Source organism: Halogranum roseipondis (assembly GCF_059695585.1).
On the sequence record NZ_JBUEED010000007.1, the window covers coordinates 104,575 to 129,928 of the forward strand.

Here is a 25,354-nt window from a genome sequence, read left to right on the forward strand (position 1 = left end):
TGTGTTCAGAGTTATCTCCAGTAAAGGACCCAGTCAATTGCCCCAGTAACAATGAGAAGAGTGGAGAGGAGTGTCGAAAAGAGCTGAATCTCCGTAAACCAGAATGGTGTCCAAGGGGCAACTGCGCGAAGACCAACAAGGAGGAGTGAGAGCACAGGGACATCCCCACGTACATCGGGACTCTCCACTCCGTGCGAAGATACTGCTTGTCCTCGAACTTGCTCCCCTCCAGGGAGTCGATCGGCTTCATAGGGTATTCGTTCCGTTTGTACGCTCCAGACGACTTCACCCGAATCATTTACCTCAACAAGCCGCTTATTGAGTGTGTCTGTAATGAGAGTATTTCCGTTTGGAAGCCGGTCCGCATCACGAGGCCAATCGAACGATACCCCGCCCGCACTATTCAAGATCCAGACCGGCTCCCAACTGCCGTTATCAGTACGATGGAGTTCAACGATTCGGTCGTTATCACTATCAGCGACAAGGACAGCCCCGTCACCAAGCCACTGTGGATTATGTTGATGGTTGATAACAGTAGGATCCCCACAGCGGAATTCACCATCTCCGTCGCTGTCACTTAATTGCCCTCGCTTGCCACAACTAGCGTCGTTGCTCTCATCGTCGTCTTTGTTGATGACTTCGACGACCCCACGGTTACGCTCAACGATGACTAGTTGGTTCGCATTCCGTACGGAAATGAGGAATTTGCCATTAGCAATCCGATCAACATCATTAATGTGGAGCCAATCTGTCTTGGTGGCATCATTCGGTGCATCATAAAATTCGCTCGCATTCCACTGCCATGTAACTTCGCCGTTTTTCACAGTGAACACTCGTTCATTCTCCATATCAGTCATCAGAAACTCGCCCGTAGGGAGCCGTTCAACGTCGTGAACCTCACTGTTGGATTGTGTTCGAACAGGAAAACTGTATTCAGAGATGGTAGAGGTCCCAGAAACGGGCTCGATGACCCGAAATCCAGTCCGAGTACAAGGCGAATTATATGGCCCACAATTCTGGTAGCCACTGTCCATGAAACCGGCTACGACACTGCCATTTTCCAATACGGTGGCGTCAAAATAACTATCTGCACCGGAGTGACGCCACGTTTCATTCGTGCCATTCAAGAGATAGATACTCCCGTACTTATGCCACCCCGGCCCCCCACCCTGTGATCCGACGAGCGTCCGACGGTCATCGGCACCGTCAGCATTGACTTGTAAGGATGGAGCAGCAACAGCACTGATAACCATGGTTGAACTGAACAGAAGAACACCAAGTGCAACCAAAAGAGTACCACGTCTCTGTCTCATTTGCTTGTCTCGGTGATTCTGTCCCTACAATATTAATCGTCCGAATTGGTAGCATGAACTACTCTTCAAACAGGCAAAAGAAGATTCACAGTGTATCGAATCGAAGACCGTTATTGATGACTTGCTCGGTATTCGCCGTGTTTGATACCAATGAGGAGTGACAGAACGCCGAACACTAAAAGCCCGATACTCACCATCATAACGGTACTAGTAGTCATTGGACTCATGACTGTGCCAGCAACGAGGAGTGCGAATATAACACTGTACGTGATTACGGTAGTAGTGGTGTTGAATTCCATATGTTTCTCTCTGACGCTAATTCAGGCGACTGTTACTCCTGATGCTCTGCTTACCGACACTATTTCTTCAACACGGAACTCCATAAAGCCAGCCATAGGACAAATCTTCGTCTTTAGCTACTTGACTTCGCACGTTATGCCGTTGGAACGCGTATACAGCATCAGGCCGATTCTCAGAGACTGGTGGAGAACGTGCAGACCGTGTCTTGAACAGATCCGTCCATCCTGCAAGCCCGGCAAGTGAAGTGCCCCCGACTACTCGAAGCACATCACGACGATGCATGTTCCAACTCCTGTACGTCGCCAGCTGGCATTGCAGGCGGAAGCGCACGGGATGAACGCGGTGGAACGAAGTAGTTACCTCGACGCTCCGTACGAATGTACTGCAAGATGCCATTGTTGTTGCGCTGACCGATGGCTGATTGCTCGGAAACATCGGTCCCGTTCATCGCCTCCCGCGTCTTTTCGAAATCACCGATACCACGTTGGAGCGCGAGGAAGTGGAGACCAGCCTGTCCACCGTCTGTCGAATTAAAGTCCCGTCGGAGAATGATCGGTTTGTCGTTCTCTCGGACGGCTGCAGATTTCTGCGAATGGCCGACCACACCCATCTCACGGGCTGTCTCATCTACTGGCTTACAGTCGTCAATCTTGCTACTCGTACCGAGGTTGTCACCAGCACCTTCGATGACATCGTTTTCGGCGTGGTACGGGCAGAACATTTTTGCCTCACGCTGCCAGCGGTCGTCTTGATCGTACCACTGGTTAAGGTTGAGTAGGAGCTTCGAGATATGTTGTGTCGTCCCGCCAGCGAACGGACCCGACTGGATTGTGACGCGGTCCTCGCTGGCCTGATTCTTTTTGAACCCGGACTTGAATCCCATGAACAGCGGTGCGTCCTCTGGAACCTTGTCGGCAGGGACGCCAGAAGCATCGCCTGCATTCTCTGCTGGGAGGCCTTCCCCGACGAAGCCCGTCCGCCGGTCAATGATATCGAAGACATCCGTCAGGGCAGTGATTGGCTGTTTGACACCATTGAGCGTCGATTTGTTCCCCTTGAGCGATTCTTCAGCACCGAGCACTACCTGTGCCGTGTTACTTGCGAGATGGACGACGGCGTCGGGCGTGTCTATCTTAGGATTCTCGAAGGGGGCGAGCGCTTCTGGTGTGGGGAGATCAACGCTCTCGGGCAGGCCTTCGTCGAATCGGTCGAAGTATGCCGAAGAGTAGCTCACAGTGAGCAAGAGACCCTTACCACTCCGCTCATACGCGTGTTCGATCCCCTGAAGTGCGGTCTCCATCGTTTCGCGGTCGCTATCGGAAGGGATACCGTCGTTCAGGTAGTCCAAAAAGAGGAGAATTCGATGTCGGGGCGCGGTTGGGTTTCCGGCGTCGTCGGTTGGAAGGACACTATTCCACGCGTGTTGTCGGCGAGGATACGACGACAAGTCGGATGGACCAGTCGGGACGTCGACTTTTTCGCGGCCCAAACAGGCACTGAACGCCGCTGTGCCTCCAATCGCCACCGCTGATTTCAGGAAATCCCGTCGCGGGATGCCTCTTCCATCGGTCATCACGACATGGTTTGAACGTATCTTGGATAGGGGTTCTGGTCCTATTCTCGAACACAGACGCTGTCCAAGACCGATTACCAAACGAGCACACGCAATAGCACGGTGATACGAACCGATATCTACAGATTATCGTTCAAAAATTACGCGAGCCATTTGTTTTGACGCTAGCCTGGTCTCGGATTACTCGAAGCGGAGCAAGAGACACAGCGATAGTAAGAGTGCAAGTCATCACTCACCCGACCGCATGCCGTCGTGCGGTCGGATGAGTGACCAGTTGCACGAGCTACTATAGTACGTGGCGCTGGTTCGAGAATTAGACCAAAATTCGTTTTGGGCGGCACGCAAATGGCTATCGTAATGAGTAAGAGTCGACGTATATCTCACCGGACGATACTCCGTCAGGTCGAGAGTTTGTCGCTCGTCAGCGGTGCTGGCTGTGTCGGGCAATCTGGCCCGGAGGAACTTCAAGAGTCTGTCCCAGCCGCGTATCGAACAACGACCAGTCAAGGCGGAACGAAATGCACACCTGAAACGCTCACCTCGAAGGCAGGTGCGAACTACTCCTCTACAGTCGCTAGTTGTCCACTCTCTCGATAGCGGCGGCAGCAAGAGGCTGGTCTAACATGGTGAGAACGCCGAAACGAGACGAAGGACACTTTTGGCACTACAGAGACTGCGAGAAGAGTCACAGATCTGGTTGTTTTCCGCTGTGGCCATCGCTCAAACCGCTCTCAGAAGACAGCTGTTGCTCCCCGCCAGCCTCGCTTCGGTCGAAGCGAGGCGGCTCACCCGAGTCCGTGTTCGTACCCTGGCGGCAGTCCTTCCCCGTTCGTCCGATGCTTCTCCTTCCAGCCGAGTTCGTCGTCTAACACCTGCTCGATCCCGTGGAGAAACCCATCGCTGAACGTGAACGCTACCGGAAGTGCTCGCCCGCCACGTCGTGGCCGGGCGAGCACCGCCCACTGCACCACGATCCACAACTGCTCTAACAGGAAGCCGACACCCACGTAGAACAGCCGAATTGTCGTCGATGGCGTTGTTGTCAGAGCACGTGCTTCCCGAAACTTCTCGTAGCTCTTCTCAATCCGTGACCGGTGGTTGTAGACCTGTGCGACTTGCCGCGGCGTGCGGTCTTCCAGACCGTACGCCGCGTATCCCGTCTGTTTGAGCCCTGACTTCCCGCGATCTCCGTTCTGGTAGGTAACGTTAACCGCTAACGGATACGTCTGTTCGTGCGCTTTGCCTTCACAGATCGTCTCCTCGGTCATGTACGACGCTGTCGCTGAAAGTTTCTTGCGGAGCGAGTCTTTCCCGGTCTTGACCGGAAAGACTGGAGGCGCTGTCTCCCGAAGGACACCAATCAACTCGCCAGAGAAGGCTTCTCTGTCCATGAGAATCCGTTCGGTCTCGAACGGATACGTCTCGACGCGGGCGAGCACACGCTCGACCGCGTCAGCCTTGCTGTCATCGCCGTCAACCGGTTCGACCGCCAGCGTCAGTGGCTTCCCTTGTGCAAGGACGAACGCTGTGCAGTAGCGATGACACTTCGTCGTCCCGTCACGGGCTTTCATCCGTCGAAATTCGTCTTCGTCGTCCGGGTTCCCGTGGAATGGGTTGTCCATAAAATCGAGGCAGACGGTTCTCGACCTCTGGCGGTCGAGAACCGTCATTGCCACCAGTGCGAGAATGTCGTTGACAGCGTCAAGCATCGACTCTTTCTCCAGGGTGTGCAGCCAGTCCATCACCGTCTTCCGGTTCGGTGTGTCGCTCGTGTTCGTCGTGACGCCGTTGACAGAGGTCGTGTCAACAGCAGCCCGTAAGACGACTTCCATGATCTCCTCGGAATCGAGGCCGGAGCCCTCGATTCCTTCCATCGGTATCAGCTCGAGTAACTCCATGCTAAGAGACTTCAACTGGGCGTTCGAAAGGAACTCGTCCGGATCTGTGAGGATGCGTTTGAGCTTAGGCAGCTTCATCACACAGAAATCCGGACAGCGACTGAATCAGTCGCCTGATTCAGTCGCTTCATTCTGATCACTACGTGTCAGCAACTGGTCTCTTGATCCAGAGTGGACAACTAGCGACAGTCAGGGAGCGCGAGCAAACGTGTACAACCTGTCGAGACTATGTTCTGAATCGGAACGGTGACAGATTCAGTGCCTGCAGTGTCGTCGAGGGATATATTGAACAGGGCGTGTGGCGTACACTCTATGCACCATATCGGGAGACACCCGCATGATTAGAAGGAGTGGCGTCGTCTTGGCCGAGCCTGAAACGCGTACTGGCTTGGGTTCGTCCTCACCCACCTCGCTCTCCACTCTGTGTGGAGCAAGTTGTAGCAGCACCCCTCTCCACATCGGAGCCAGCCTCCAGCCCATCGATACGGCATTGTTCCTGGTGCTCGTTTCGGGCGGGGTTGTCTCAGTCGTGCTGGTGAGCCTCGGAATCCTCGCCTTCATTCGACGGCAATCCCATTCCTACCTCCTCGTCGTGCTTGCACTCGGCACGCTCATCGTTAAGGCTGTGCTTGGGAGCCTCGCTCTCGGGAACGTTATCCCAATCAGCCAACACCACCTAATCGAACACGCGCTTGATGGACTCATGGCTGTGTTTCTGTTGGCTGCTGTCTACAACGCTCGAACGCAACCGACACGCTACACAAATACTCGTGACCATCTCGAAACCAGCCACACCTCAAATCAGTCTGTACAGACGCCAGACAGATGATTGGCACGACTCTGGACGGTTTTAGATGACGAGAGAGAACATGTTTTCCTACCCTGTGCGAAGACCTGACAGACAATGATACGTCGAGATGCGATTGCTCTGGGAGTTCTGGCCGAGGTTCTGGTGATACTGGCGGCTAATTTCGTCTCGCTTCCGAGGGCGATCATGTGGGTTGGGATCGTCCTCGCCCTCGCTACTGGGCTGGTCGGCGGGTTCGTTGCTGGACGGTTCACGAGCGGGGGATGGCAAGCACGTGCCGTACATGGACTCCTCACCGGGCTCATCGGCGGATTGCTCTTCGGGGTCACTCTTTGGTTCGGTATGAGTTACGTCATCCCGCGTGCCGACCACAGTGCATTGTGGGGAATCAACTACGCCCTCGCTACCTACCCCATTGGGATACGCCAACTTTCGTGGCTGTATACCGGAAACACGCTGATTGTGCCGCTCATTCTCCTGTTGATGGCTCTCTTCGCCGTGGAAGGGTACATTGCAGGTGGAGCGGCCCCCCGGAGTGACCTCTCTCACGATCCTCCATCGAACTACCCGTAATCACCCACCAAGTCCCTGGAGCCTCTCAACTGCTTGCGACAAATGAATCTCACGACGAGGCTCCTGAGAGTGGAATGTAATGTGGACAGAAACAGCTGTTGTGTGGTTTGGATGGTACTGCATCTCACATGGTGCACCGTGGCGACGATGGAGTACCGACCGTTTGCCCGAGCATCGGCCCGACTGTTCACTCTCGCACCGTCCATGGACCAGCAACAATAGCTGCTCGTGGTCTGACTCCCCAACACTGGATTAGGAGACAACTGGTCGAAAAATAATCCAGAGCGAGAGCACTGTGTAGCCGATCATAAGCACAGTAAGTGGAATGTGTGCATAGGTCGCTTGCCGAGTGGTCAGATATCGGTCGAGCATTGCGTAGTGAGAGGCGACGACTGCGATTACGTGCCCACCGATGATCAGTATCACCTGCGAGCCCCAGAACGTTGGGACCGACAACCAGCCAAGCGGCGAGATGGTTGGAGGGGTTGTCACGACGTACTTGCCGAGAACGGTAACGAGCTGCCCGAGATTTCGGCTGACGAAGGGATAGTTGTGCGCGATTTCGTACGCGACTGCGATTGGTAATACCGAGGGAGCAAACGCCCGTGCTGCTCCTTTCCATGTGGTCTTTTCTGCTCTGTAGGATCGCTAGACTGCGGCGTTGCGACTCCGTTATCTCGGTAGAAAGCGAAGCGGCAGATTGGTTTGAGTTCGGAAATCCGCCGCTTCACGCGTGTTACGGTCGCTACTGCTAAAACAGTTGTCGAGAACCCAGGCGAACCCGCCGACCCCGTCGGGGGAGGCGGGTTCGCCGACTGGGCGATGCTCACGCTTCATGCACTGAGAATCGAGTTTGGGAAGTCCTACCGCCAGACGATCGACTTTCTCTCAGAAATGCCGGGAGTTCTCGAAGAAATTGGCCTCACGCGGTTGCCTCACTACACGGTGCTCCGCGATTGGTTTGAGAAGATTTCGACGAAGACGTGGCGTGCGTTTCTCCGCGCTTCGGCGGAGAAACGCACTGGACACGCCGCTATCGACTCAACTGGCTTTGACCGCGACCAGCCCTCGCGGTACTACGCTCAACGAGCGCACTACCGCGTCCGGTCGCTGAAAGTCACCGCTCTCGTTGACGTCGAAACGCTGTACGTCACCGACGTCCACTGCACGACGACAAAGAAACACGACGCGAAGATTGGCCCGCAGGTCGCCCGCCGGAACGCGGGCGACCTGCTCTCGTTAGCCGCTGACCGAGCGTACGACGGCAAACCGTTCCGCGACGAACTCCGCAGCTACGGAGTTCGTCCGCTCATCAAGCATCGTATCTACTCCTCGCTTGATCTTGCGCACAACGCACGGCTGAGTTCGATGCACTACAACCGCCGTTGGATGGTCGAAACCGTCTTCTTAAGCCTCAAGCGCACGCTCGGCGCAGCCGTGCGTGCGCGAAGCTGGCATCTTGAACTCCGTGAAATGGTGCTCAAATGCACCGTCTACAACCTTCGGCGGAGCGTGAGATATCCATGAAATCAAGCACCGTATACCGATCCTACAGAGCAGTCTTTTCGGTAACGAGCTCCGAGACACTCGCGACGAGGACAAACACGCCGACAAACAACACCAGTCCCACGAGATACAGCCCGATGCTCACTCGTGGTCCCATGTTCGTGAGATTCCGAAGACCGAATAGTAGCGTTTGATACTCCGGCGTACTGGTGAAGCCATCGAAACTCACCGTGTAGACGGCCGCAATGACAAATACGACGAGTGCGCCGTCCCGGGCTGGTTTCGAACAGGCCTGCCACGGTGACCGGACCGAGAGTCCGTACTCACCTATCTCCAGTTCATTAAGGCGAACCGGGGCAACTCGACCGAAGAGCCGATAGAGCACAGCGAGCGCGTCAGCATTCGTACGGCTACACACAGCCTCTTGTCACCGATTTTACTGGCGATGGCACGAACGAAGTGATCGTCGTCGACGTGAGAGGGACCGTCTTCGTGTTACGGCCGAATGGAACCGCAATCTGGACGAAACAGCTCTCATCGTATACGCGGGGACAACCGACGGTCGCCGATTTCGACGGTGACGACTCCGCAGAACTTGTTGTTGGACTCGGAGGGAACGGGAGTCTCTACATATTCGAGCAGAATGGCTCGATCCGGTGGCACCGAACGACCCCCTTCGACAGCTCAATCACGTGGATGACAACCGGACAAGCGGATGGTGACCCGGGAGTCGAAGTTGTCGCCGCCACGACTGATGGAATCGTCGCACTCGTCGATAGGCGAACCGGGCAGATTCAATGACAGCGTGATTTCGAGGCATTCGCAGCCGTGCATGCCTTCGGAGACGGTGATGGGGATGGCGAGCCCGAAGTCTATGCAGTCGCTCGCGACGGCAAGCTCCGGAGTCTCACTGCGAGTGATGGAAGGGTCGAGTGGACGACAACACTCACGACGGAGGACGTCCAGATGACACCTCCACCGAGTATGAGGGACATCAATGGCGATAAGAACCCAGAACTCGTTGCGGTGACCAACAACGGAATCGTCTCCCTCGTCGATCCACAATCAGGTGAGATAATCGATTCCTACGAACGGGACGTCCCGATCTTGACACAACCAACCCTCGCTGATGTTGACGGCGATGGCGTTGCCGAGATTTTCGCGACGTACGGCGATGGACGCGTCGTAGCATTCTCGGGTAATAGGTCGTAGTGGATCTCAGCTGGAACCATAGGTATCAAGAAACCCAGACTGATAATCGTCCGGATGAGTGTGCCCAACGCGTTTCGTGGTGTTTTTTATACAATTAGTAAGTAGATAGAAACATCACATCGACTCGTAGGTGTGGTTGAGAGTACACAACATGAAACAGTCGTCAACCCGTCGTAAGCTTCTAGCCACGCTCGGCACAACATCTGTTGCAGCGCTTGCTGGCTGTAGTGGATCAGGGACAACTGGTAACACGGAGAGTTCACCAACTGAAACTACAACTAAGATATCTTCTGAAAACCAAACACAAACATCGACCAAAACGCCACAGAGTCGAGACGCTCCATACTCACGTGGAGAGCTTGTTGAAGACTTTGAGGACTTTGAGAATGCACGCTGGGGGACAATCGGTGGGACAATCTCGCCCGATGATTCGAACCCCTATGCTGGTAGTCAGTCTCTTCGGTTAGAGAACAAAAATGGAGATGTTGCTGGGATTTTCAAATCCTTCCCGGATGGACTCGACCTTACAAAGAATGACCTCTCGATAGCGGTGAAAATGGAAAAGCCGGCCCGAGGGAAGTTTTCTGCTGAAGTTATTGCTCCGGCCCGGAGCGATATGCTTGCCAGCAATCGATTTCTCGTTAAAGAGCTGGACGGATGGGTACGGATAGATCTCGGGTACACCGGTCGTCAGGGGGATCCAATTTTGAAGGAGGTACAAGAACTTCGCTTGATGGTGTTAACACCCGAAGGAGAACCAATCAAGGTCTGGATCGACGATCTGCGGGTGATTCCTAAACCGGATCGTGGAGCAGTGATGTTCCATTTCGACGATAACGTAGCGTCACAATACGATGTTGCGTTCAAGGAACTCCAGGAGCGTGGATGGCCTGGTGCCGTTAGCATCATTCCAGATACGGTCAATAGCGAAGGGCGCTTGACAACCGGCCAGATGCGTGAAATGCGTGACGCAGGGTGGGATATGATGTCTCATCCTCACCAACCGAAGCCGTTCCCCGCTTATTCTCCCGAAAAACAACGTGAGGAACTCAAACGAGCGAAACGCTATCTCGAACTAAAGGGCTTCCCGAATGGGGCACGTCATTTCGTTGCCCCATATAATCGTCTGAGTACAGAAACCGTAGAGATCCTCAAAGAAGTAGGATACGAAACAGGCTTCAGTTTTGGTGCATGTCCGAATAATGCAATCGAACCAAGTGGAATGTATACTATCTCGCGTGTGCAGGGGACGGACCCACAAGGTGTGAGGCGACTGCTTAACATTGCAGAGGCGTTCAACCAGCTTGTAGTGGTCTACTTCCATAGTATCGGACAATCGGATTCTGACACCTCAATCAACGACTTCATGAATATCTTAGATCACGTCGAAAAGAAGGATATCGATGTCATCACCCCCTCCCAACTAATCGACAAGAAATAACATCCAGAACATTGGATTAATACCACATTTCACCTCAAATATCTCGCCTATAGGTCAACCTTCGGAACGAGTGTTTTAATAAATCACACCCAGATTTCCGCCCAAAGTTATTAATATCACAGGGTATAACTAGCCACTTGTTATTAATTGGCCGGAGATATTTATTACAACACTAATGCCGTAATGGCTTGGAGGTGATGAATTACCGACTCTGTTGCGAGACTATCTCGTAACCAGCTATGAGCTTTGATAACAATGAAGCCACAAGTCATATTGAAGGTTATCACAAACAGTCGCTAATGAAGAAAAAGAAAGGGTTGAGACTACTATTTGTTGCTCTAATTGCAAGTTCAGTACTTACAGTTGGGTTTGGATACGCCTCGGGTGCGTCAGAGTCGACCCTTGAGAAGAACCTCAATAAGGACGGTGTTAAATCACAGACAGAACAGGTTGTTGCACCACGTGAGAACATCACGGTAGTTGCTACTGATTCAAATTCCTGGCGTGGGCAAGAAAGTGAAGGCCCACGGGCACGAGCAGAGTTAGTCGCGTTCAACGCAAACGGGTCGATCCTCTATTATAACGATACGCACACGCGATACTGGGATGTTGATCCCGTGCCTGGTACGAGAGCCACAGTGGAGTATATGTATGCAGATCACCTCGAGAGTGAAAAATGTCCGACCAACTGGAACATACAACGAAGAGGTGTCAATGAAAGTGTCTGGGAAGAGTATTTGAATGCTCAACAGTCAGTCGGAGCGTGTACAGAAAATGGAGTTGAGCGAGTTAACCTCACCACGGGAGCAGTAACGGACGTCTGGTCTGAGATTACTCCTGGGAAAGAAGCGACACGGTATCACGACGCAGATCGGCTCAACGAGACGCATCTCGTCGTCGCAGACATCTATCTTGATCGTGTGTTTGTTGTAAATACGGAAACGAATAGGACCGAATGGACGTGGAATGCAAGTAGTGAGTTCTCGAAAGACACGGGTGGTCCATATCCAGAAGACTGGACACACATTAATGACGTCAATGTTGTCTCAGACGGTCGAATCATGGTAAGTGCCCGTAATCAAGATCGAGCTATCTTCTTGAATGAATCCGGATTGATAAAAAGTTGGACCCTGGGAGAAGAAGACAACTACAACATATTGTATGAGCAACACAATCCAGACTATATTCCAGCCACGGAAGGTGGACCTGCCGTACTTGTTGCCGATTCAGAAAACAATCGAATCGTAGAGTATCAGCGAGAGAACGGGAGTTGGAACCAGTCTTTCGTGTGGCGTGATGCACGAATGCAGTGGCCACGCGACGCTGATCGACTGCCAAACAATCACACCTTGGTCACTGACTCCAATGGGAACCGCGTCTTCGAGATTGATGAAAACGGAGAGGTTGTCTGGAGTGTAAACGTCGCCTTCCCGTATGAAGCCGAACGGTTGGGGACGGGTGACGAAAGTGCAGGCGGTTCGAGCGCTGCACAAGCCGATATCAAGTCCAACACGGGTGACATTGATGCGAAGTTTTGGATTTTGGTCAAGCAGTTCATTCCGGGCAAATACCTGAATGGGCTTATGTATATCACCCCCGTTTGGATTGGTATCGTCGAACTGTTCGCATTAGTGATTCTTGTCGGGACGGGTCTTATCTGGGGAATCACAGAGCTATACTGGCGACGCCCACTGTTCTAAGTTCACTGTCGGCTCGTTGCCAACGGACTTTTATCTAATCGGATTGAAGTTTCGATATATCGAACGATGGCTTCTCATAACCACGGTGACGGGCTTAGTGGATCAACAAGTACAGGTAGAAGCACGCGCCGACTGGCGCTCGTTGCTGCCGTTAATTTCATCGGATTTGTCATAGAATTGGCTGGAGGACTCCTGTTTGGTTCTGTTGCACTCATCAGTGATGCATTACATATGCTGTTTGATATGCTCGCATATGTGATGGCATTTGGAGCGAGCTACACAGCAGAACGTTTTAACGGAGGACAGTCGTGGTCTTATGGTCTTCACCGGCTTGAGCCAGTCGCTGCGTTCCTTAATGGTGTTTTCCTGATTCCGATGGTCGGATACATCGTATGGGAAGCTTATCAACGATTCCTCGATCCTGTCAAGATCGACCCAGTGTTCACGCTTGTTATCGCAACTGGTGGACTATTGGTCAACCTTGGGTCAGTATATCTACTCGAGGGTGATGAAATGAGTCTCAACGAACGTGGTGCGTTCTATCATCTACTTGGCGATGCTGGAGGATCAGTCGCAGTTATCATCTCAACCGTTGCTGTTGCGTGGTTCAATCTTCCAGTAGCAGATCCTATTGCAGCGGTTCTCATCGCACTCTTAGTGCTTTGGTCCGCTGGAAAAGTTCTACGAGAAAGCATATCGATACTTCTCCAGCGAAGTCCAATCGATTCACGAGAACTCAAGGATGAACTTTCCTCGCTCAAGAGGGTTGAAAGAGTCAATGACCTTCACATCTGGCAGGTATGTAGTCAACTCACAGTCGGAACCGTCCGTCTCATCGATACGGCGACATCGCTAGAAGAACGCCGGGAAACACGAGCACAAGTCCATGAACTACTTACCAAACACGGGGTTGATCACGTAACTATCGAACTTAGTGAATCCGATGAGACCGCCACTAATCAGGCGGACTGAGTAGCGCACGCTCACTGATAGGAGTCCACTAAGAGAATCGATAGATGAAGGAAACAATTATCACCACAGTCTGTTCAAGAATTTAATATCACACTATGAAGTTGCCGCTTCAAGATAACAGTCGATCCTGGATAATGCGCGGGATTGTCTTACTTGTCGTCACGGCCCTACTCGTCCCAACAGGTGTGTCGGCATTCACCAACGAACCAACAACCCTGCAGTCAGGGACAATAAAAAGCCCTGCAAATGGCACCACAGTAATCTCGGTTCAAGGATTCAAAATTGCCGGACAGCAAAGCGGAAAAAAGCCGGCCCGACTCGTCGGAGTCGGAGGTAGCGGAGACGTAAAGTGGGTCTATGAAGGAAACAATAATGGTATTGTCTGGTTCTATGATGTGGACCCACTCGAAAACGGGTCACTCTTGATTACCGGAACGAAACCGGAGAAAACAGTTGTCTCAGTTTGGAATCCGCAAACAAAAGAGACAGAGCTATCCAAAACATTCGATTGGGATGATACTCATGACGTAGACCTCATCAATGGTGACCAACTGTTGGTTGCTAATATGCGGAACTACAACGAGTCAACTGGGAGAAACAACGACCGACTACTTCTCTACAATCTCTCGAAGGAGGAAATCATTTGGGAATGGAAGTTCAAGAACCGAGGGTACAACGAGAGTGGCGGGGGGAAATATACAGATGACTGGACACATGTAAACGATGTGGATAAGATTGGTGAGGGACGCTATGTTGCCTCTCCACGAAATTTTGATCAAGTAATCGTCGTAAATCGGTCAACCAAAGAAGTGACTCAACAACTCGGCGCAGACGAAAAACATTCGATTTTATACGAACAGCACAATCCACAATACCTTCGAGGAGAAAATTCGACACCGACGATGCTCGTTGCTGACAGCGAGAACGACCGTATCGTCGAATACGCGAAGGAGGAGGGGAACTGGACACGGACGTGGACTCTTACCGGGAATTTCAACTGGCCCCGTGACGCTGACCGATTACCAAACGGAAATACACTCATTACAGACACGCTCAACCATCGTGTAGTGGAAGTGACCCCAAATGGTGAGGTAGTCTGGGAGTTCTATGCTCCGTGGGGAACATACGATGCTGAGCGAATGCAGTTGGGCGATGAACCTAGTGGGCCTACAATCCAACAACAAAATGCGGTTGGGTCGGCTACCCTAACTGGAGGCGCTGCAGTGTCGCTCGAGACCGGCACCAAGTCTACGTTTGCAGAGTGGCTAACAGACACATTTGCTCGAACACCGATTGATGCAGAAGTAGCGTGGGCTGCCGACAGATGGGCGCACATCACACCATGGATTCGTCCGGTTTGGATGGGGTCGTGGGACTTTGTCCGCACTATTCTCGCTGGGATGATCCTACTCGGGTGGGCCTCGGGTGAGGGGATATATCATCGACGTCGAATCTACAAACGACTCTCATCAACCATGCAACAAGTGAAATAATTCCCTTCTTCACCATATCCGTGCACGGCACTGTCTAGTTAACTCCTGAGCTGGCGTTCGACCGTCAAGCAATTGATGGGGTCGGTGAAAATTATAGTAATGAACCGACGCTACAATATACTGGCGGAGACTCAGCCGACTGCCCACCACGAGTTGTGGAAATGGTCGACTCTCATTTTAAACGTCTGAAAACTACGTTTCAATCTGATGTCGGTATGTAGTCGAACCGACCGTTCAACTCTAATCGAAAGATTACAGTCCGATAGCCGAGCGATTCGTGAAAACACAGTCTCTGAACAGTCGTGTTTCTCGTAGAGTACATGGAGAAACGCAGCCGCCGAATCAGTCCCGTGACGTTTGAACAGCGCGACGTCGAGGACCACTTTTGTGTCGAAGTCTATTGTGCCATACAACCAAGACCATCACCATTGATATTGACTGTGGTCTCGTCAACTGCGACCCGCTTCAGCGCCGCTTTCGGCGGGCCTGCAACGCTGTCAGCCAATCGATGTACCTACTGAGATATTGCCTGCAGCGAGCGTTCTACGCCGATAAGGTGCAGAGTCACTTCTGTCTATCTAAGCAACAAACCGGCAGCGTGAAGTCGGGCAGCGAAGGCCCTGGCAGGCGTCCCCAGAAATCGGAGGGTCAGGTGTGCGAACGAGATACGAAGCGTCTCGTTAACGTCGCCGTCTGCTTCCGCTGCCAACATTCAACCGCCGCAGTGTCTAAAACTCTCAGTAAGCAGGGTTGGGAGTAGTAGAGATCGCTAGCTCTTCGACCGATTCGTTCCTTATCTAGACGGTGCCTGTTAGCTATTTTAGATACCTACATGACGATGACTGCGCCCTTCATCCCGATTGCCCGATGCGGTGTACAGTAGTACAAGTATGTTCCTAGTTGGCTAAAAGGTCGCTCGAAGTTCACCCCCGCGTTCGCAACCAGACTGCTTGCAACACCATCAACGAACGCAACGTCGTGTGTGCCACCTCGACCCGTCCACATCCACCGAACAGTGGTCCCACGAGAAATACGAATGGCGGGCGGTTCAAATGCGAAGTCGCCGCCGTTACCCGGAGCACCAACTTGTACTGTGACCATTGACTGCCCAGTCATATCGATGACTCCGGCGTAGTTTTCGACGTTGAGGAACCACTGCTCTAGTGTCCCTGTCGTACCTTGCGGTCCCACTGGTCCGTACGGTCCCATCGGAGAGTGACGCCATCCGCGGCCGGTACCTTGTGGCCCCATCGGGGGTTGTTGACTGCCACGCGGACCTTGCACCCCTCGCGAGGATTGCTGCGGACCTGGCCCTGGCTGACTTTGTGGCTGACGAGCAGTCGGGGCGAGACACCCAGCGAGAACGATTCCAGCGAATCCGACCGCCGTCGTGTTAAGATACTGCCGCCGAGTGCGCATATCATCTGCATTGCTACTCTCTGGCCCGTGGATTATACCATGGACAAGGTTGGAGTTGTAGTCCATCTCCCAATAGCCATTCAGCGAATGCCATCGTTGAGTCACTATACCATATTGGTTGTCTACCGGCAAAAGCGCATGTTCATACGTCAGAAAGACGGAATCACCGGCATTCGGTGGTTATACAAGAATTTCTGCGGAGTACACTACTCGCCGAGACTCCACCGTTTAACACTGTGGCAGACGACCGGGATTATATGGCGATAGAATCGGATGAGAGCGTGCGTGTTTGGCTCGTCGAACGGACGTACTCCGACGACGAACAGAATCTGATCATCCTTACCTACGCGACTCCCGATGGCAAGCACTATTTCAGAAAAGAGCGAGCCCTCACGTCGTTCGGTGACGTGCGCGATACAACCGCCGCTGTCGAAGCTGTGCCTGATAACCTCGGTTCTGTTGACGATCCAGATCTCCGAGAACAGTACGCCACTGAGGCCCAGCGAATGCAGAACGAACACGATCCCGACGACACGATCTGATCCCACATCAACGCTGGGCAGCACCGACCCACGTGTTATATCCAGCCGCCCCTTACGCGTCGGTATGCGCGAACTTGTCTTCGCCCTCGAATACGAACCGGGGTGCAACAGGGTGGCGGACACCCTCGCCGACTACTCCGACGCCCGGGTTCGCTCGCTCTCGCTGCACGCCACTGCCGAGCGTCTCTGGCGGGTCGACCACGCCACCGGAACCCCCGAGGCGCTTGATGCCATCGAGGACGCCTTTCTCACCGGCGACTACTACGCCGACTGTCTGGCGACTGAGGATTGCGGCGCCACGCAGACCACCCGCATCCTCGACCGCGCGGATGAAACACTTATTCTCTACTCTGACTGGGAGCGCACTCCTGCCTGCGCCTCAGTTCCCCATATCGCTCGCGACCATCTCGGCGACGGCGTTCTGTTCGATACCCGTCATGAGGGACGCCACTACACATGGCGGCTCATCCACCCCGGTGAAGGCGACGTAGCGGCGTTCTTTGACGCCCTCGAAGCCGCCGTTGGGGAGTGTGCCCAGATGGAGATGCTCCGCACAGCGGACACGACGACAGCAGCTGGGAGGAGCGACGGAACACCGAGTGGATTACCTCCTGCCCAAGAGGCCGCTCTGCAGGCCGCCGTCGAACACGGCTACTACGAGTCACCCCGCGAGGTTGACGTCGGCGAGCTCGCCGAGCATCTCGACGTGCCCCGGTCGACGCTCACCTACCGACTCCGTCGGGCAGAGGAACACTTGGCGAAGCAGCACGTCGCCGGCGAGCGGGTCACGGAAGAACGACTGGCATCGCGCTAACGCGCGGGTTTGGAATATTCCAACAAAGACATATCGAACTCCCGCTCCTACCGTGAATTGATGACAGAGAATCCGGATGCGGATACAGCGGGGCCGCCGAACGGCGGCGGGCAGCGACGGGAGCTGTCCGTCCGCCTCACCGTCCCCGAGATGGACTGTCCGTCGTGTGCCCAGAAAGTCGACAAGAGCCTTCAGCGCGTCGACGGCGTCGTCGATGCCACGCTCCAGCCGACCACCGGCACGGCAAACGTCACGTACGACCCCGACCGCGTCACCGAGGCCGACGTCGTCCAGGCCATCGAGAACGCCGGCTACGAAGTCGTCAGCGGCGGCGGCGCAGAAGGGTCATCAAACGACGAGTTGGAGATTGCGCCCCCGTCAGAAGTCTGGACAAGTTCGCGCGCCATCAAGACGTGGATCGGCGCAGCGTTCGTCACACTCGGGCTGCTCTTCGAGTTCGTCCTCACGGGGCAAAACCTCGCCGTCGCAAGTGTGCTCGACTATCCCCTTCACGTTGCGGACGGGCTCTTCCTCGTCGCGATCGTCACCAGCGGCTACCCGGTCGTTCGCGGAGGCTACTACTCGGCAAAGAATCTGAGCCTCGACATCGACCTGCTAATGGGAACGGCCATCATCGCCGCCACCGGTATCGGCTACTTCGTCGAGGCCGCCACACTGGCCGTCCTGTTCAGCATCGCCGAGTTGCTCGAAGACTACGCGATGGACCGGGCCCGGGACTCCCTCCGCGAACTGATGGAGCTGTCGCCCGACGAGGCGACCGTCCGCCGCGACGGTGAGGAGGTGACCGTCCCCGCAGACGAGGTTGACGTCGGCGAGACGGTGATCGTCCGGCCCGGCGAGAAGATTCCGCTCGACGGCACCATCGTCGACGGCGGAAGTGCAGTCGACGAGTCCCCCATCACCGGAGAGAGCGTCCCCGTCGACAAGAGCGTCGGCGACGAGATTTATGCCGGCAGTATCAACGAGGAGGGCTACCTTGAGTTCGAGGCTACTGCGCCCGCCTCCGAGTCGACCCTCTCACAGATCATCGAGATGGTGCAGGGCGCACAGGAGAAAAAGACCGAGAAGGAGCAGTTCGTCGACCGGTTCTCGGGGTACTACACGCCGACGATCGTCGTCTTGGCGATTCTGACCGCCGCGCTTCCGCCACTACTGATCGGCGGGGGCGCTACTGTCAGTCTCGCCGGCTTCTCACACACCTTCAGCGGAAGCTGGCAGACGTGGTTCATTCGTGGACTTACCCTGCTGGTGATCGCGTGTCCGTGTGCGTTCGTCATCTCCACGCCCGTCTCGGTGGTATCAGGTATTACCAGCGCCGCGAAAAACGGCGTTCTGATCAAGGGCGGTAACTACCTGGAAGCGATGGGCGAGGTCGACGCCGTCGCCCTCGACAAAACAGGAACGCTCACGAAGGGCGAACTCACCGTCACCGACGTCGTTCCGGTCGGTGACACCGACGAGGCGACGCTGCTCCGTCACGCCGCCGGACTGGAGCGCCGGAGCGAACACCCCATCGCCGCCGCAATCCTCACCCGTGCCGACAAGGCAGGCGTGGACGAGCTGTCTGACCCGACGGACTTCGAGAGCCTGACGGGTAAGGGTATCCGCGGCGAGATCGGCGACAAGACGTACTACGCGGGCAAGCCTGCACTGTTCGAGGACATAGGGTTCGACCTCTCGCGAGTCCGGTCAGCAACCGACGGCGGCGTTCCCGAGATGGATGTGGTTGAGACCGGTGACCGAACATTCGCTGAGGACGCACTCGCCGCGCTGGAGCGGGAGGGCAAGACGGTCGTCATCGTCGGCACGGAGTCGGAGCTGCTGGGCGCGATCGCTATCGCCGACGAGGTGCGCCCAGCCTCGAAGCGGGCCGTCGAGCGCCTGCATGCGCTTGGCGTGGAGCATGTGGTGATGCTGACTGGCGACAACGAGGGAACCGCCCGCGCCATCGCCGAGCAGGTTGGCGTCGACGAATACCGCGCCGAACTCCTGCCGGACGAGAAGGTCGACGCCGTCGAGGAGTTGCAGGCTGAGTATGGCGAAGTTGCGATGGTCGGCGATGGCATCAACGACGCGCCCGCGCTGGCGACCGCCGACGTCGGTATCGCGATGGGTGCGGCCGGCACCGACACCGCGCTCGAGACGGCGGACATCGCGCTGATGGGCGACGACGTCGGGAAGCTCCCCTACCTGTACGACCTGTCGCACACGGCCAACGACGTGATCCGGCAGAACATCTGGGGAAGCCTCGGCGTGAAGTTCCTGCTCGCGCTCGGCGTACCGCTGGGACTTGTGAGCGTCGCGCTGGCGGTGGTCGTCGGCGACATGGGGATGAGCCTCGGCGTCACCGGGAACGCGATGCGGCTCTCACGGATTGTCCCCGAGAGTCTACGCAGTGATGCAGATCAGGAGACGGGAGCCTGAGTATTGCGTACCAGAAGGATTAACCAAAAGGTGGTGTCGACATTCGCACGCTCAAGCGTTCCCCCATTTATGACCTGGAACAGACGTGACTTCGTAATGAAGCGTCGGGTCAAGTATAGACAACCGAACGAACCAGAAAAACAGATTACACAACAACGAAAACAGACTGTGCTTCAATTCATCAGACGAATCTCAATTTTCGGGATTATTAGTACGCTCTCCATCAACATGCTTCCGGTCGTCTCAGCACATGGTAGCGAACATGCTCCGTCGCTTCCGCAGTGGTATGGGCTCGCAATATTGCTCGGTGGCGTCGGTATCGTGGGAACGTTCCTCGGCTTTTCCCGAGGGACTGATCTCCTAAAACCGGCACACATACTGGCTGGCGTCTTTACTGGACTTGTGGTGGTTGTCGTTGGGGGAGGAGTAGTCATGCAACTCTCACAGATTGAAGAGTATTCTGCAAAGTCAATGGTGATTCCACACGAATGGTATCTCCCTCTCTCACTCTTTATTGGGTCATCGATTATCGTTCTGAGTGTGATCATTGGCCAGTTCAAGTGGCCTCATAAACCACGATATGCCCTGCTCGGTACGGTATTAGGATTCTGGGTCACCTATCCAGCCATCTTCCGCGGTTCGAACGGTAGCACCCATCCTGTGGGTTATCTAACGGTCGTAAGCTTGCCGCTTCTGGTCGGATACATACTCTGGATAGATGGACGGCAAACGCTCCGTTTACTCTGGGTAGACGATGTGGCTCGCCGATTTGGGATGGGCGTTGGCACGTTGATGGCGCTCTTCTTCATGCTCTCCACGACTATGCTCTCGTTTGTTCCAGACGAAGGAGTCGGGGCGCTTTCGACGTTTTCGGTTGATACTGCACCAATTGCTGAGCCATTAGTGCTGTGGCCTTCGATCACCTATCTCGTTCCACAAATACCCGTGACAGGGATGATATCGGTGGGAACGGGACTCATCGTTTTCGTCTTCGCGCTTCTTGTCGGGGTAAATGCAGCCGCCGCAGCATATCAATTTAGGAATCAAATCAAAGCTCAATCAGCTCAAAGCTCAATCGGCGCAATGGCACTTGCCGGTCCGAACGTCTGCGTCTGCTGTGGGCCACTGATGGCCGAATTAGTTGTCGTCCTGATTGGCCCATCGCTTGCTATGCCTATCTATTGGCTCTTCCTCGATCCATCCTCGCCAATAGGGTCGATATTCCTGGCTGGAAGCATTGTCCTGCTCACAGCAAGTTACCTCTACTCAGTGCGGAACCTTCGAACAGCAGATCGATGCCCTATCCCTAACAGCGGATAATAGTATGCAGTTCAATCCATTCTTCCACAGATCGTCCCGGTACGTATGCACAGCGACGTTGATCAGAATGCGGAAGCATGAATCTCTGAATAGTCATCAGAGCACTCGTCCAGATCGTCGTGCTCAGCCCAACGCGGTGATGCCAATATTAGCAATACTGCGACTGAGCGTGGCCACGCGAGGAAAATGCCTGACGTATAAGAGCGGCAAAATTCCAGCCAGCAGCGTTTACCAGAGAGTTACTCCTCGCAAGCTCGCTTAGCATGATTCTTCGTATTGGCTTTTGGTTCGTCGTACTCCTCGCTGCGGTTTTCGTCGCACACTGGGGCGCAGAGAGGCTTACTGAGCCGCTCAAGAAACTGCGACGTCAGTGGGGGATAACAGCAATTGCTGGCGGAACGCTGATTGGGCTCGCATCTGCCAGCCCCGAGGTCGGGACGAACACGGTTAGCGCTATCCAAGGCGTCAGCGGTATTGGACTTGGAAATATGCTCGGTGCGAATATCATCTCAATTCCGCTCATGGTGACGGTTGCCTATGTAGCGACACGAAAACGGAATCTATCGGACGATACTAGCGAGTCAGGGCAAGCTTCTACTGGGGACTCCACCATTACGCACCAGAACCACGCACAACATCGCCACGAACGGCTCCTACAAGTCGATCAAAGTGCGGTCACGGTGTTAGCACTCCCCTATCTCGGAATCATCACCTTAGTCGCCATACTGACGATTCCAGAGCCCTGGCGTGGGTTACAACCGGTTGATGGGGCAATCATGTTTCTCGCCTACCTTCTCTACGCTGGTCAAGCACTCGTGCGTGGCCGACAGGAGGGCGAATCCGTTGAGTGGTCAGCCAAAGAGATCGGACTTGCAGTCGCTGGCCTCGGGGCACTCGCCGTAGGCGCGTATTTCACCGTCCGAGCCACTGAAAATCTTGCATCGCTATTCGGCATTTCGAACGTCATCGCCGGACTGTTCATTACCGGGACGATGAGTACGACGCCAGAAGTGTTTGCTACATGGGCAGTCACACGAAGTGGACAGGTCACATCTGGCGCGACGGGAGTGCTGACGGATAATGCAGTCACAATGACTCTCGCGTTCGTCCCACTGGCGCTCGTGACCGTGACGATTACCGACTTCCAACTGTACTGGGTAAATCTCGTGTTTGTCGCCGTGATGCCGATCATCTATTCGGCATTTCTCTACTGGAGTCGAGACGAATCTGGCTTCTCGCGATGGCAAGTGCTTGTGTTCATCCTCGTCTATCTCGGGTATGTCGGGGTGATGCTATTCGGAGTTCTGAATATCTGGTAGAGAATCTGACTCGAACGCCCTATCTCGGTCGAAGAATGATGAAATCAGTACATGGTATATTTTCTTCATATGTAGCAAAAGAGGATACTTACTGCCGAATTGTTGAGAGCTCTTCCAGTTCTGCGTCTCCCTCTTGAGTTTGCCATTTGAGTTCGAACTCGATATTCCGCTCCGCCGAACCAACTTCCTCACCTTCGTCTTCAACTTCAGCTCCAAAGATGACAGTGGTTGGTGGATCAACAAAGAAGGTCTTGAAGCCGACTGGGACGGGAACGGGGTCATCACCGCGGAGCTTCTCAGCGAGTTCTTCGAAGTAGTCAGCGATCTCTGCCCGGGACAGTTGCTGTTCAGCCTCAATTTCGTCAGACATCATCCAATACTTCGTCGGAGGCAGTCTTAGAGCGGAGGGGACACCTAGAGCCACTCCCAATTGGCCATCGTACTAGTCTCGCGCGGCTTGTCCGGTCGGTGGTTCTGATGTAGGAAGCTGAACGCTCGAACTGAATCAGTTATGGCTCACGTGAACTAACAAGTGCACGTTCCTTCGTGATACTCCCCGGCCCGACTGCTTAGTCAAACAGGGAAACAAGGTCGGTAACAGTGTGGTCCTCGAGATTTTGAACCGTCTTGATGAGTTCATCGCGCCGGAGAGGTTTACTGCTTGAAGTCCTCGATCAACCCGCCTTGCAGCACAATCTCAACCTGGCGCAAGCTCAGACTGTGCGCGGCCGCAAATGTCGTGTCCTGCGTGGCGTTGCGCACGGTGACCTCTCGCCCGTTCTGTAGCTCCTCACGCACGGCGGGCAGTTCGAGGGTGTCACCCTGCTCGATGGCGTCGTAGTCGGCGCGGTCGGTGAACTCAAGCGGCACGATGCCGAAGTTCACGAGGTTCTGCCAGTGGATTCGGGCGTAGCTGACCGCCAGTGCGGCCCGCATCCCCAGGTAATACGGCGCGAGGGCTGCGTGCTCGCGGGAACTTCCCTGACCGTAGTTCGACCCGCCGACAACCATCCACGGCGCGCCCTGTTCGTTTGCTCGCTTGTAGAACCCCTGCTCAACCTGGTCGAACACCCACTCGCTGATTTTCGGGATGTTCGACCGGTAGGGAAGCACCTCCGAGCCGGCGGGCATGATCTCGTCGGTCGAGATGTCGTCGCCGACCTTCATCAACACGGGACCGGTGATCGCGTCCGGCACGCGCTCGAACGTCGGGAGGGACTTCACGTTGGGTCCTTTCTCCAGCTCGCCGCCGGGGGTCTCGGGGGGCGGGCTCAACGCCGACTCGTCCACGATGATCTCCTCGGGCTCGGTCCAGTCGGGGTACGCCATGTCGTGGGTCTCCTCGAGGGTGCGCGGGTCCGTGATCTCGCCGGCCAGCGCGCTCGCAGCCGCGGTCTCCGGACTGCAGAGGAAGACGCTGTCCTCGCGGGTGCCGGTGCGCCCGGGGAAGTTCCGCGGGACCGTCCGCAGGCTGTTCCGGCCGGTGGCCGGCGCCTGTCCCATCCCGATACAGCCGTTACAGCCCGCCTGATGGATACGAGCCCCACTCGCGATCAACGAGCCTAGATACCCCATCTCGGTCAGGTTCTCAAGCATCTGCCGAGAGGTGGGGTTCACGTCGAAGCTGACCTCGGGGGGGACCCGCTCGCCCTTCACGATCATCGCCGGCACCGCGAAGTCGCGGAGTCCGGGGTTCGCGCTGGACCCGATGTAGGCCTGGTAGATGTCCTCGCCCGCCACCTCCGTCACCGGGACGACGTTTCCGGGGCTGGATGGTTTGGCGATCAACGGTTCGATCTCGTCGAGCCGGATGGTCTCGGTTACGTGGTACTCGGCGTCGTCGTCGGCCCGTAACTCCTGGAATTCGTCCTCGCGCTCCTGCTGGGCGAGGAACTGTTTGACGGCGTCATCGGCCGGGAACACCGTGCTGGTGGCACCCAGCTCGGTGCCCATGTTGGCGATCACGTGGCGGTCCATCGCGGTCAGCGTATCCAGCCCGGAGCCGTGGTACTCGATGACACGTCCGACGCCGCCGTCGACATCGTGGCGACGGAGCATTTCGAGGATGACGTCTTTGGCGCTGCACCAGTCGGGGAGTTCCCCACGTAACTCCACACCCCAGACCTCCGGTGCGTTCACGTGGTAGGGCTCGCCGGCCATCGCCATGGCGATGTCGAGGCCACCGGAGCCGATTGCGAGCATCCCCATCGCACCCGCGGCCGGCGTGTGTGAGTCGGAGCCAAGCAGGGTCTTGCCCGGCACGCCGAACCGTTCTTGGTGGACGGGGTGGGAGACGCCGTTCCCGGCGGGAGAGAACCAGATACCCCACTTCTCGCAGGCACTGTTCAGAAACAGGTGGTCGTCCGGGTTCTTGTTGTCCTCCTGGATGAGGTTGTGGTCGACGTACTGTGCGGAGAGCTCGCTTTCGAGGTGCTCGACATTCATCGCCTCGAGTTCGAGCATCACCATCGTCCCGGTGGCGTCTTGGGTGAGCGTCTGATCGATCTCCAGGGCAATCTCCTCGCCCGGCTTCAGCTGACCGTCGACGAGATGGTCATCGATGAGTTTCTCGGTTACTGTTCCAGGCATGGATGGAGAGACAGCCCGTGTCCTCTTTGTTCTTGTGACGCACACTCACACCATACAGCGAATTCCATCATTTATCCAGGCATGTGAAAGATTGCTCACCTTTGCACGTTGAAGTAG

The 25,354-nt window shown here is 55.2% G+C and carries 21 protein-coding genes and 2 pseudogenes; 14 read left to right on the forward strand and 9 right to left on the reverse strand.

What is annotated here, in order from left to right; genetic code table 11:
• Window positions 1-11: 11 nt before the first annotated feature.
• From EOHIBHHM_RS22775 to EOHIBHHM_RS22790, 4 genes are all read right to left on the reverse strand, one after another.
• Window positions 12-1,313: an aryl-sulfate sulfotransferase gene (locus EOHIBHHM_RS22775; protein WP_497258704.1), complete on the reverse strand. Its 1,302-nt coding sequence runs from the start codon at window positions 1,311-1,313 to the stop codon at window positions 12-14.
• Between the two features lie 110 nt (window positions 1,314-1,423).
• Window positions 1,424-1,612 carry a DUF7333 family protein gene (locus EOHIBHHM_RS22780; RefSeq protein WP_497258706.1) on the reverse strand — a complete coding sequence of 63 codons (189 nt, stop codon included), beginning with the start codon at window positions 1,610-1,612 and terminating at the stop codon, window positions 1,424-1,426.
• A gap of 269 nt (window positions 1,613-1,881) precedes the next feature.
• Window positions 1,882-3,186, reverse strand: coding sequence for a DUF7405 family protein (locus tag EOHIBHHM_RS22785; RefSeq protein WP_497258708.1), 1,305 nt, complete (start codon window positions 3,184-3,186; stop codon window positions 1,882-1,884).
• Between the two features lie 785 nt (window positions 3,187-3,971).
• On the reverse strand, window positions 3,972-5,162 hold the full coding sequence (locus EOHIBHHM_RS22790) for an ISH3 family transposase (protein ID WP_497258829.1): 1,191 nt from the start codon (window positions 5,160-5,162) through the stop codon (window positions 3,972-3,974).
• A gap of 259 nt (window positions 5,163-5,421) precedes the next feature.
• Between EOHIBHHM_RS22790 and EOHIBHHM_RS22795 the strand changes: the two genes are divergently transcribed.
• The 3 genes from EOHIBHHM_RS22795 (at window position 5,422) to EOHIBHHM_RS22805 (ending at window position 7,992) form a co-directional block, all read left to right on the forward strand.
• Entirely contained in the window at window positions 5,422-5,913 is a 492-nt protein-coding gene (locus EOHIBHHM_RS22795; protein WP_497258710.1) for a DUF7471 family protein, read from the forward strand.
• Between the two features lie 75 nt (window positions 5,914-5,988).
• On the forward strand, window positions 5,989-6,465 hold the full coding sequence (locus EOHIBHHM_RS22800; RefSeq protein ID WP_497258712.1) for a hypothetical protein: 477 nt from the start codon (window positions 5,989-5,991) through the stop codon (window positions 6,463-6,465).
• A 705-nt stretch (window positions 6,466-7,170) separates the two neighbouring features.
• Window positions 7,171-7,992, forward strand: a complete 822-nt coding sequence (locus EOHIBHHM_RS22805; RefSeq protein ID WP_497258714.1) for an IS5 family transposase — start codon at window positions 7,171-7,173, stop codon at window positions 7,990-7,992.
• A 22-nt stretch (window positions 7,993-8,014) separates the two neighbouring features.
• Here the strand turns inward: EOHIBHHM_RS22805 and EOHIBHHM_RS22810 are convergent, their stop codons facing one another.
• Complete coding sequence (locus EOHIBHHM_RS22810; protein WP_497258716.1) at window positions 8,015-8,356, reverse strand: hypothetical protein; 342 nt, start codon at window positions 8,354-8,356, stop codon at window positions 8,015-8,017.
• A 59-nt stretch (window positions 8,357-8,415) separates the two neighbouring features.
• Here EOHIBHHM_RS22810 and EOHIBHHM_RS22815 point away from each other — a divergent pair.
• The 6 genes and pseudogenes from EOHIBHHM_RS22815 to EOHIBHHM_RS22840 form a co-directional block, all read left to right on the forward strand.
• Window positions 8,416-8,772: pseudogene (locus tag EOHIBHHM_RS22815) on the forward strand (PQQ-binding-like beta-propeller repeat protein); the annotation flags it as partial.
• Window positions 8,773-8,799: 27 nt separating this feature from the next.
• Window positions 8,800-9,183 carry an outer membrane protein assembly factor BamB family protein gene (locus EOHIBHHM_RS22820; RefSeq protein ID WP_497258718.1) on the forward strand — a complete coding sequence of 128 codons (384 nt, stop codon included), beginning with the start codon at window positions 8,800-8,802 and terminating at the stop codon, window positions 9,181-9,183.
• 151 nt (window positions 9,184-9,334) lie between these two features.
• Entirely contained in the window at window positions 9,335-10,624 is a 1,290-nt protein-coding gene (locus EOHIBHHM_RS22825) for a polysaccharide deacetylase family protein (RefSeq protein ID WP_497258720.1), read from the forward strand.
• 239 nt (window positions 10,625-10,863) lie between these two features.
• Window positions 10,864-12,324, forward strand: coding sequence for an arylsulfotransferase family protein (locus tag EOHIBHHM_RS22830; RefSeq protein WP_497258722.1), 1,461 nt, complete (start codon window positions 10,864-10,866; stop codon window positions 12,322-12,324).
• Between the two features lie 66 nt (window positions 12,325-12,390).
• The gene (locus EOHIBHHM_RS22835) at window positions 12,391-13,296 is read left to right on the forward strand and encodes a cation diffusion facilitator family transporter (protein WP_497258724.1); all 906 of its coding nucleotides are present in this window, start codon (window positions 12,391-12,393) and stop codon (window positions 13,294-13,296) included.
• 134 nt (window positions 13,297-13,430) lie between these two features.
• Window positions 13,431-14,789, forward strand: coding sequence for an arylsulfotransferase family protein (locus EOHIBHHM_RS22840; RefSeq protein WP_497258726.1), 1,359 nt, complete (start codon window positions 13,431-13,433; stop codon window positions 14,787-14,789).
• 9 nt (window positions 14,790-14,798) lie between these two features.
• Here EOHIBHHM_RS22840 and EOHIBHHM_RS22845 read toward each other — a convergent pair.
• Both EOHIBHHM_RS22845 and EOHIBHHM_RS22850 read right to left on the reverse strand, forming a co-directional pair.
• Window positions 14,799-15,537, reverse strand: a pseudogene (locus tag EOHIBHHM_RS22845) (DDE-type integrase/transposase/recombinase).
• 80 nt (window positions 15,538-15,617) lie between these two features.
• Complete coding sequence (locus EOHIBHHM_RS22850; RefSeq protein WP_497258831.1) at window positions 15,618-16,274, reverse strand: halocyanin domain-containing protein; 657 nt, start codon at window positions 16,272-16,274, stop codon at window positions 15,618-15,620.
• Between the two features lie 191 nt (window positions 16,275-16,465).
• On the opposite strand from EOHIBHHM_RS22850, the gene EOHIBHHM_RS22855 reads away from it, so the two are divergent.
• The 5 genes from EOHIBHHM_RS22855 (at window position 16,466) to EOHIBHHM_RS22875 (ending at window position 22,648) form a co-directional block, all read left to right on the forward strand.
• Window positions 16,466-16,750, forward strand: a complete 285-nt coding sequence (locus EOHIBHHM_RS22855) for a DUF7967 family protein (protein WP_009378062.1) — start codon at window positions 16,466-16,468, stop codon at window positions 16,748-16,750.
• 64 nt (window positions 16,751-16,814) lie between these two features.
• A complete protein-coding gene (locus EOHIBHHM_RS22860) occupies window positions 16,815-17,564 on the forward strand; it encodes a helix-turn-helix domain-containing protein (RefSeq protein WP_497258728.1) in 750 nt (249 codons plus the stop codon).
• A gap of 60 nt (window positions 17,565-17,624) precedes the next feature.
• Complete coding sequence (locus EOHIBHHM_RS22865; protein WP_497258730.1) at window positions 17,625-20,009, forward strand: heavy metal translocating P-type ATPase; 2,385 nt, start codon at window positions 17,625-17,627, stop codon at window positions 20,007-20,009.
• Between the two features lie 96 nt (window positions 20,010-20,105).
• Window positions 20,106-21,329, forward strand: a complete 1,224-nt coding sequence (locus EOHIBHHM_RS22870; protein ID WP_497258732.1) for a hypothetical protein — start codon at window positions 20,106-20,108, stop codon at window positions 21,327-21,329.
• A gap of 263 nt (window positions 21,330-21,592) precedes the next feature.
• On the forward strand, window positions 21,593-22,648 hold the full coding sequence (locus tag EOHIBHHM_RS22875) for a sodium:calcium antiporter (protein WP_497258734.1): 1,056 nt from the start codon (window positions 21,593-21,595) through the stop codon (window positions 22,646-22,648).
• 88 nt (window positions 22,649-22,736) lie between these two features.
• On the opposite strand, the gene EOHIBHHM_RS22880 is transcribed toward EOHIBHHM_RS22875, so the two are convergent.
• Window positions 22,737-23,018 carry an amphi-Trp domain-containing protein gene (locus tag EOHIBHHM_RS22880; RefSeq protein WP_497258736.1) on the reverse strand — a complete coding sequence of 94 codons (282 nt, stop codon included), beginning with the start codon at window positions 23,016-23,018 and terminating at the stop codon, window positions 22,737-22,739.
• Between the two features lie 284 nt (window positions 23,019-23,302).
• Entirely contained in the window at window positions 23,303-25,237 is a 1,935-nt protein-coding gene (locus tag EOHIBHHM_RS22885) for an aconitate hydratase (protein WP_497258738.1), read from the reverse strand.
• Between the last annotated feature and the right edge of the window lie 117 nt (window positions 25,238-25,354).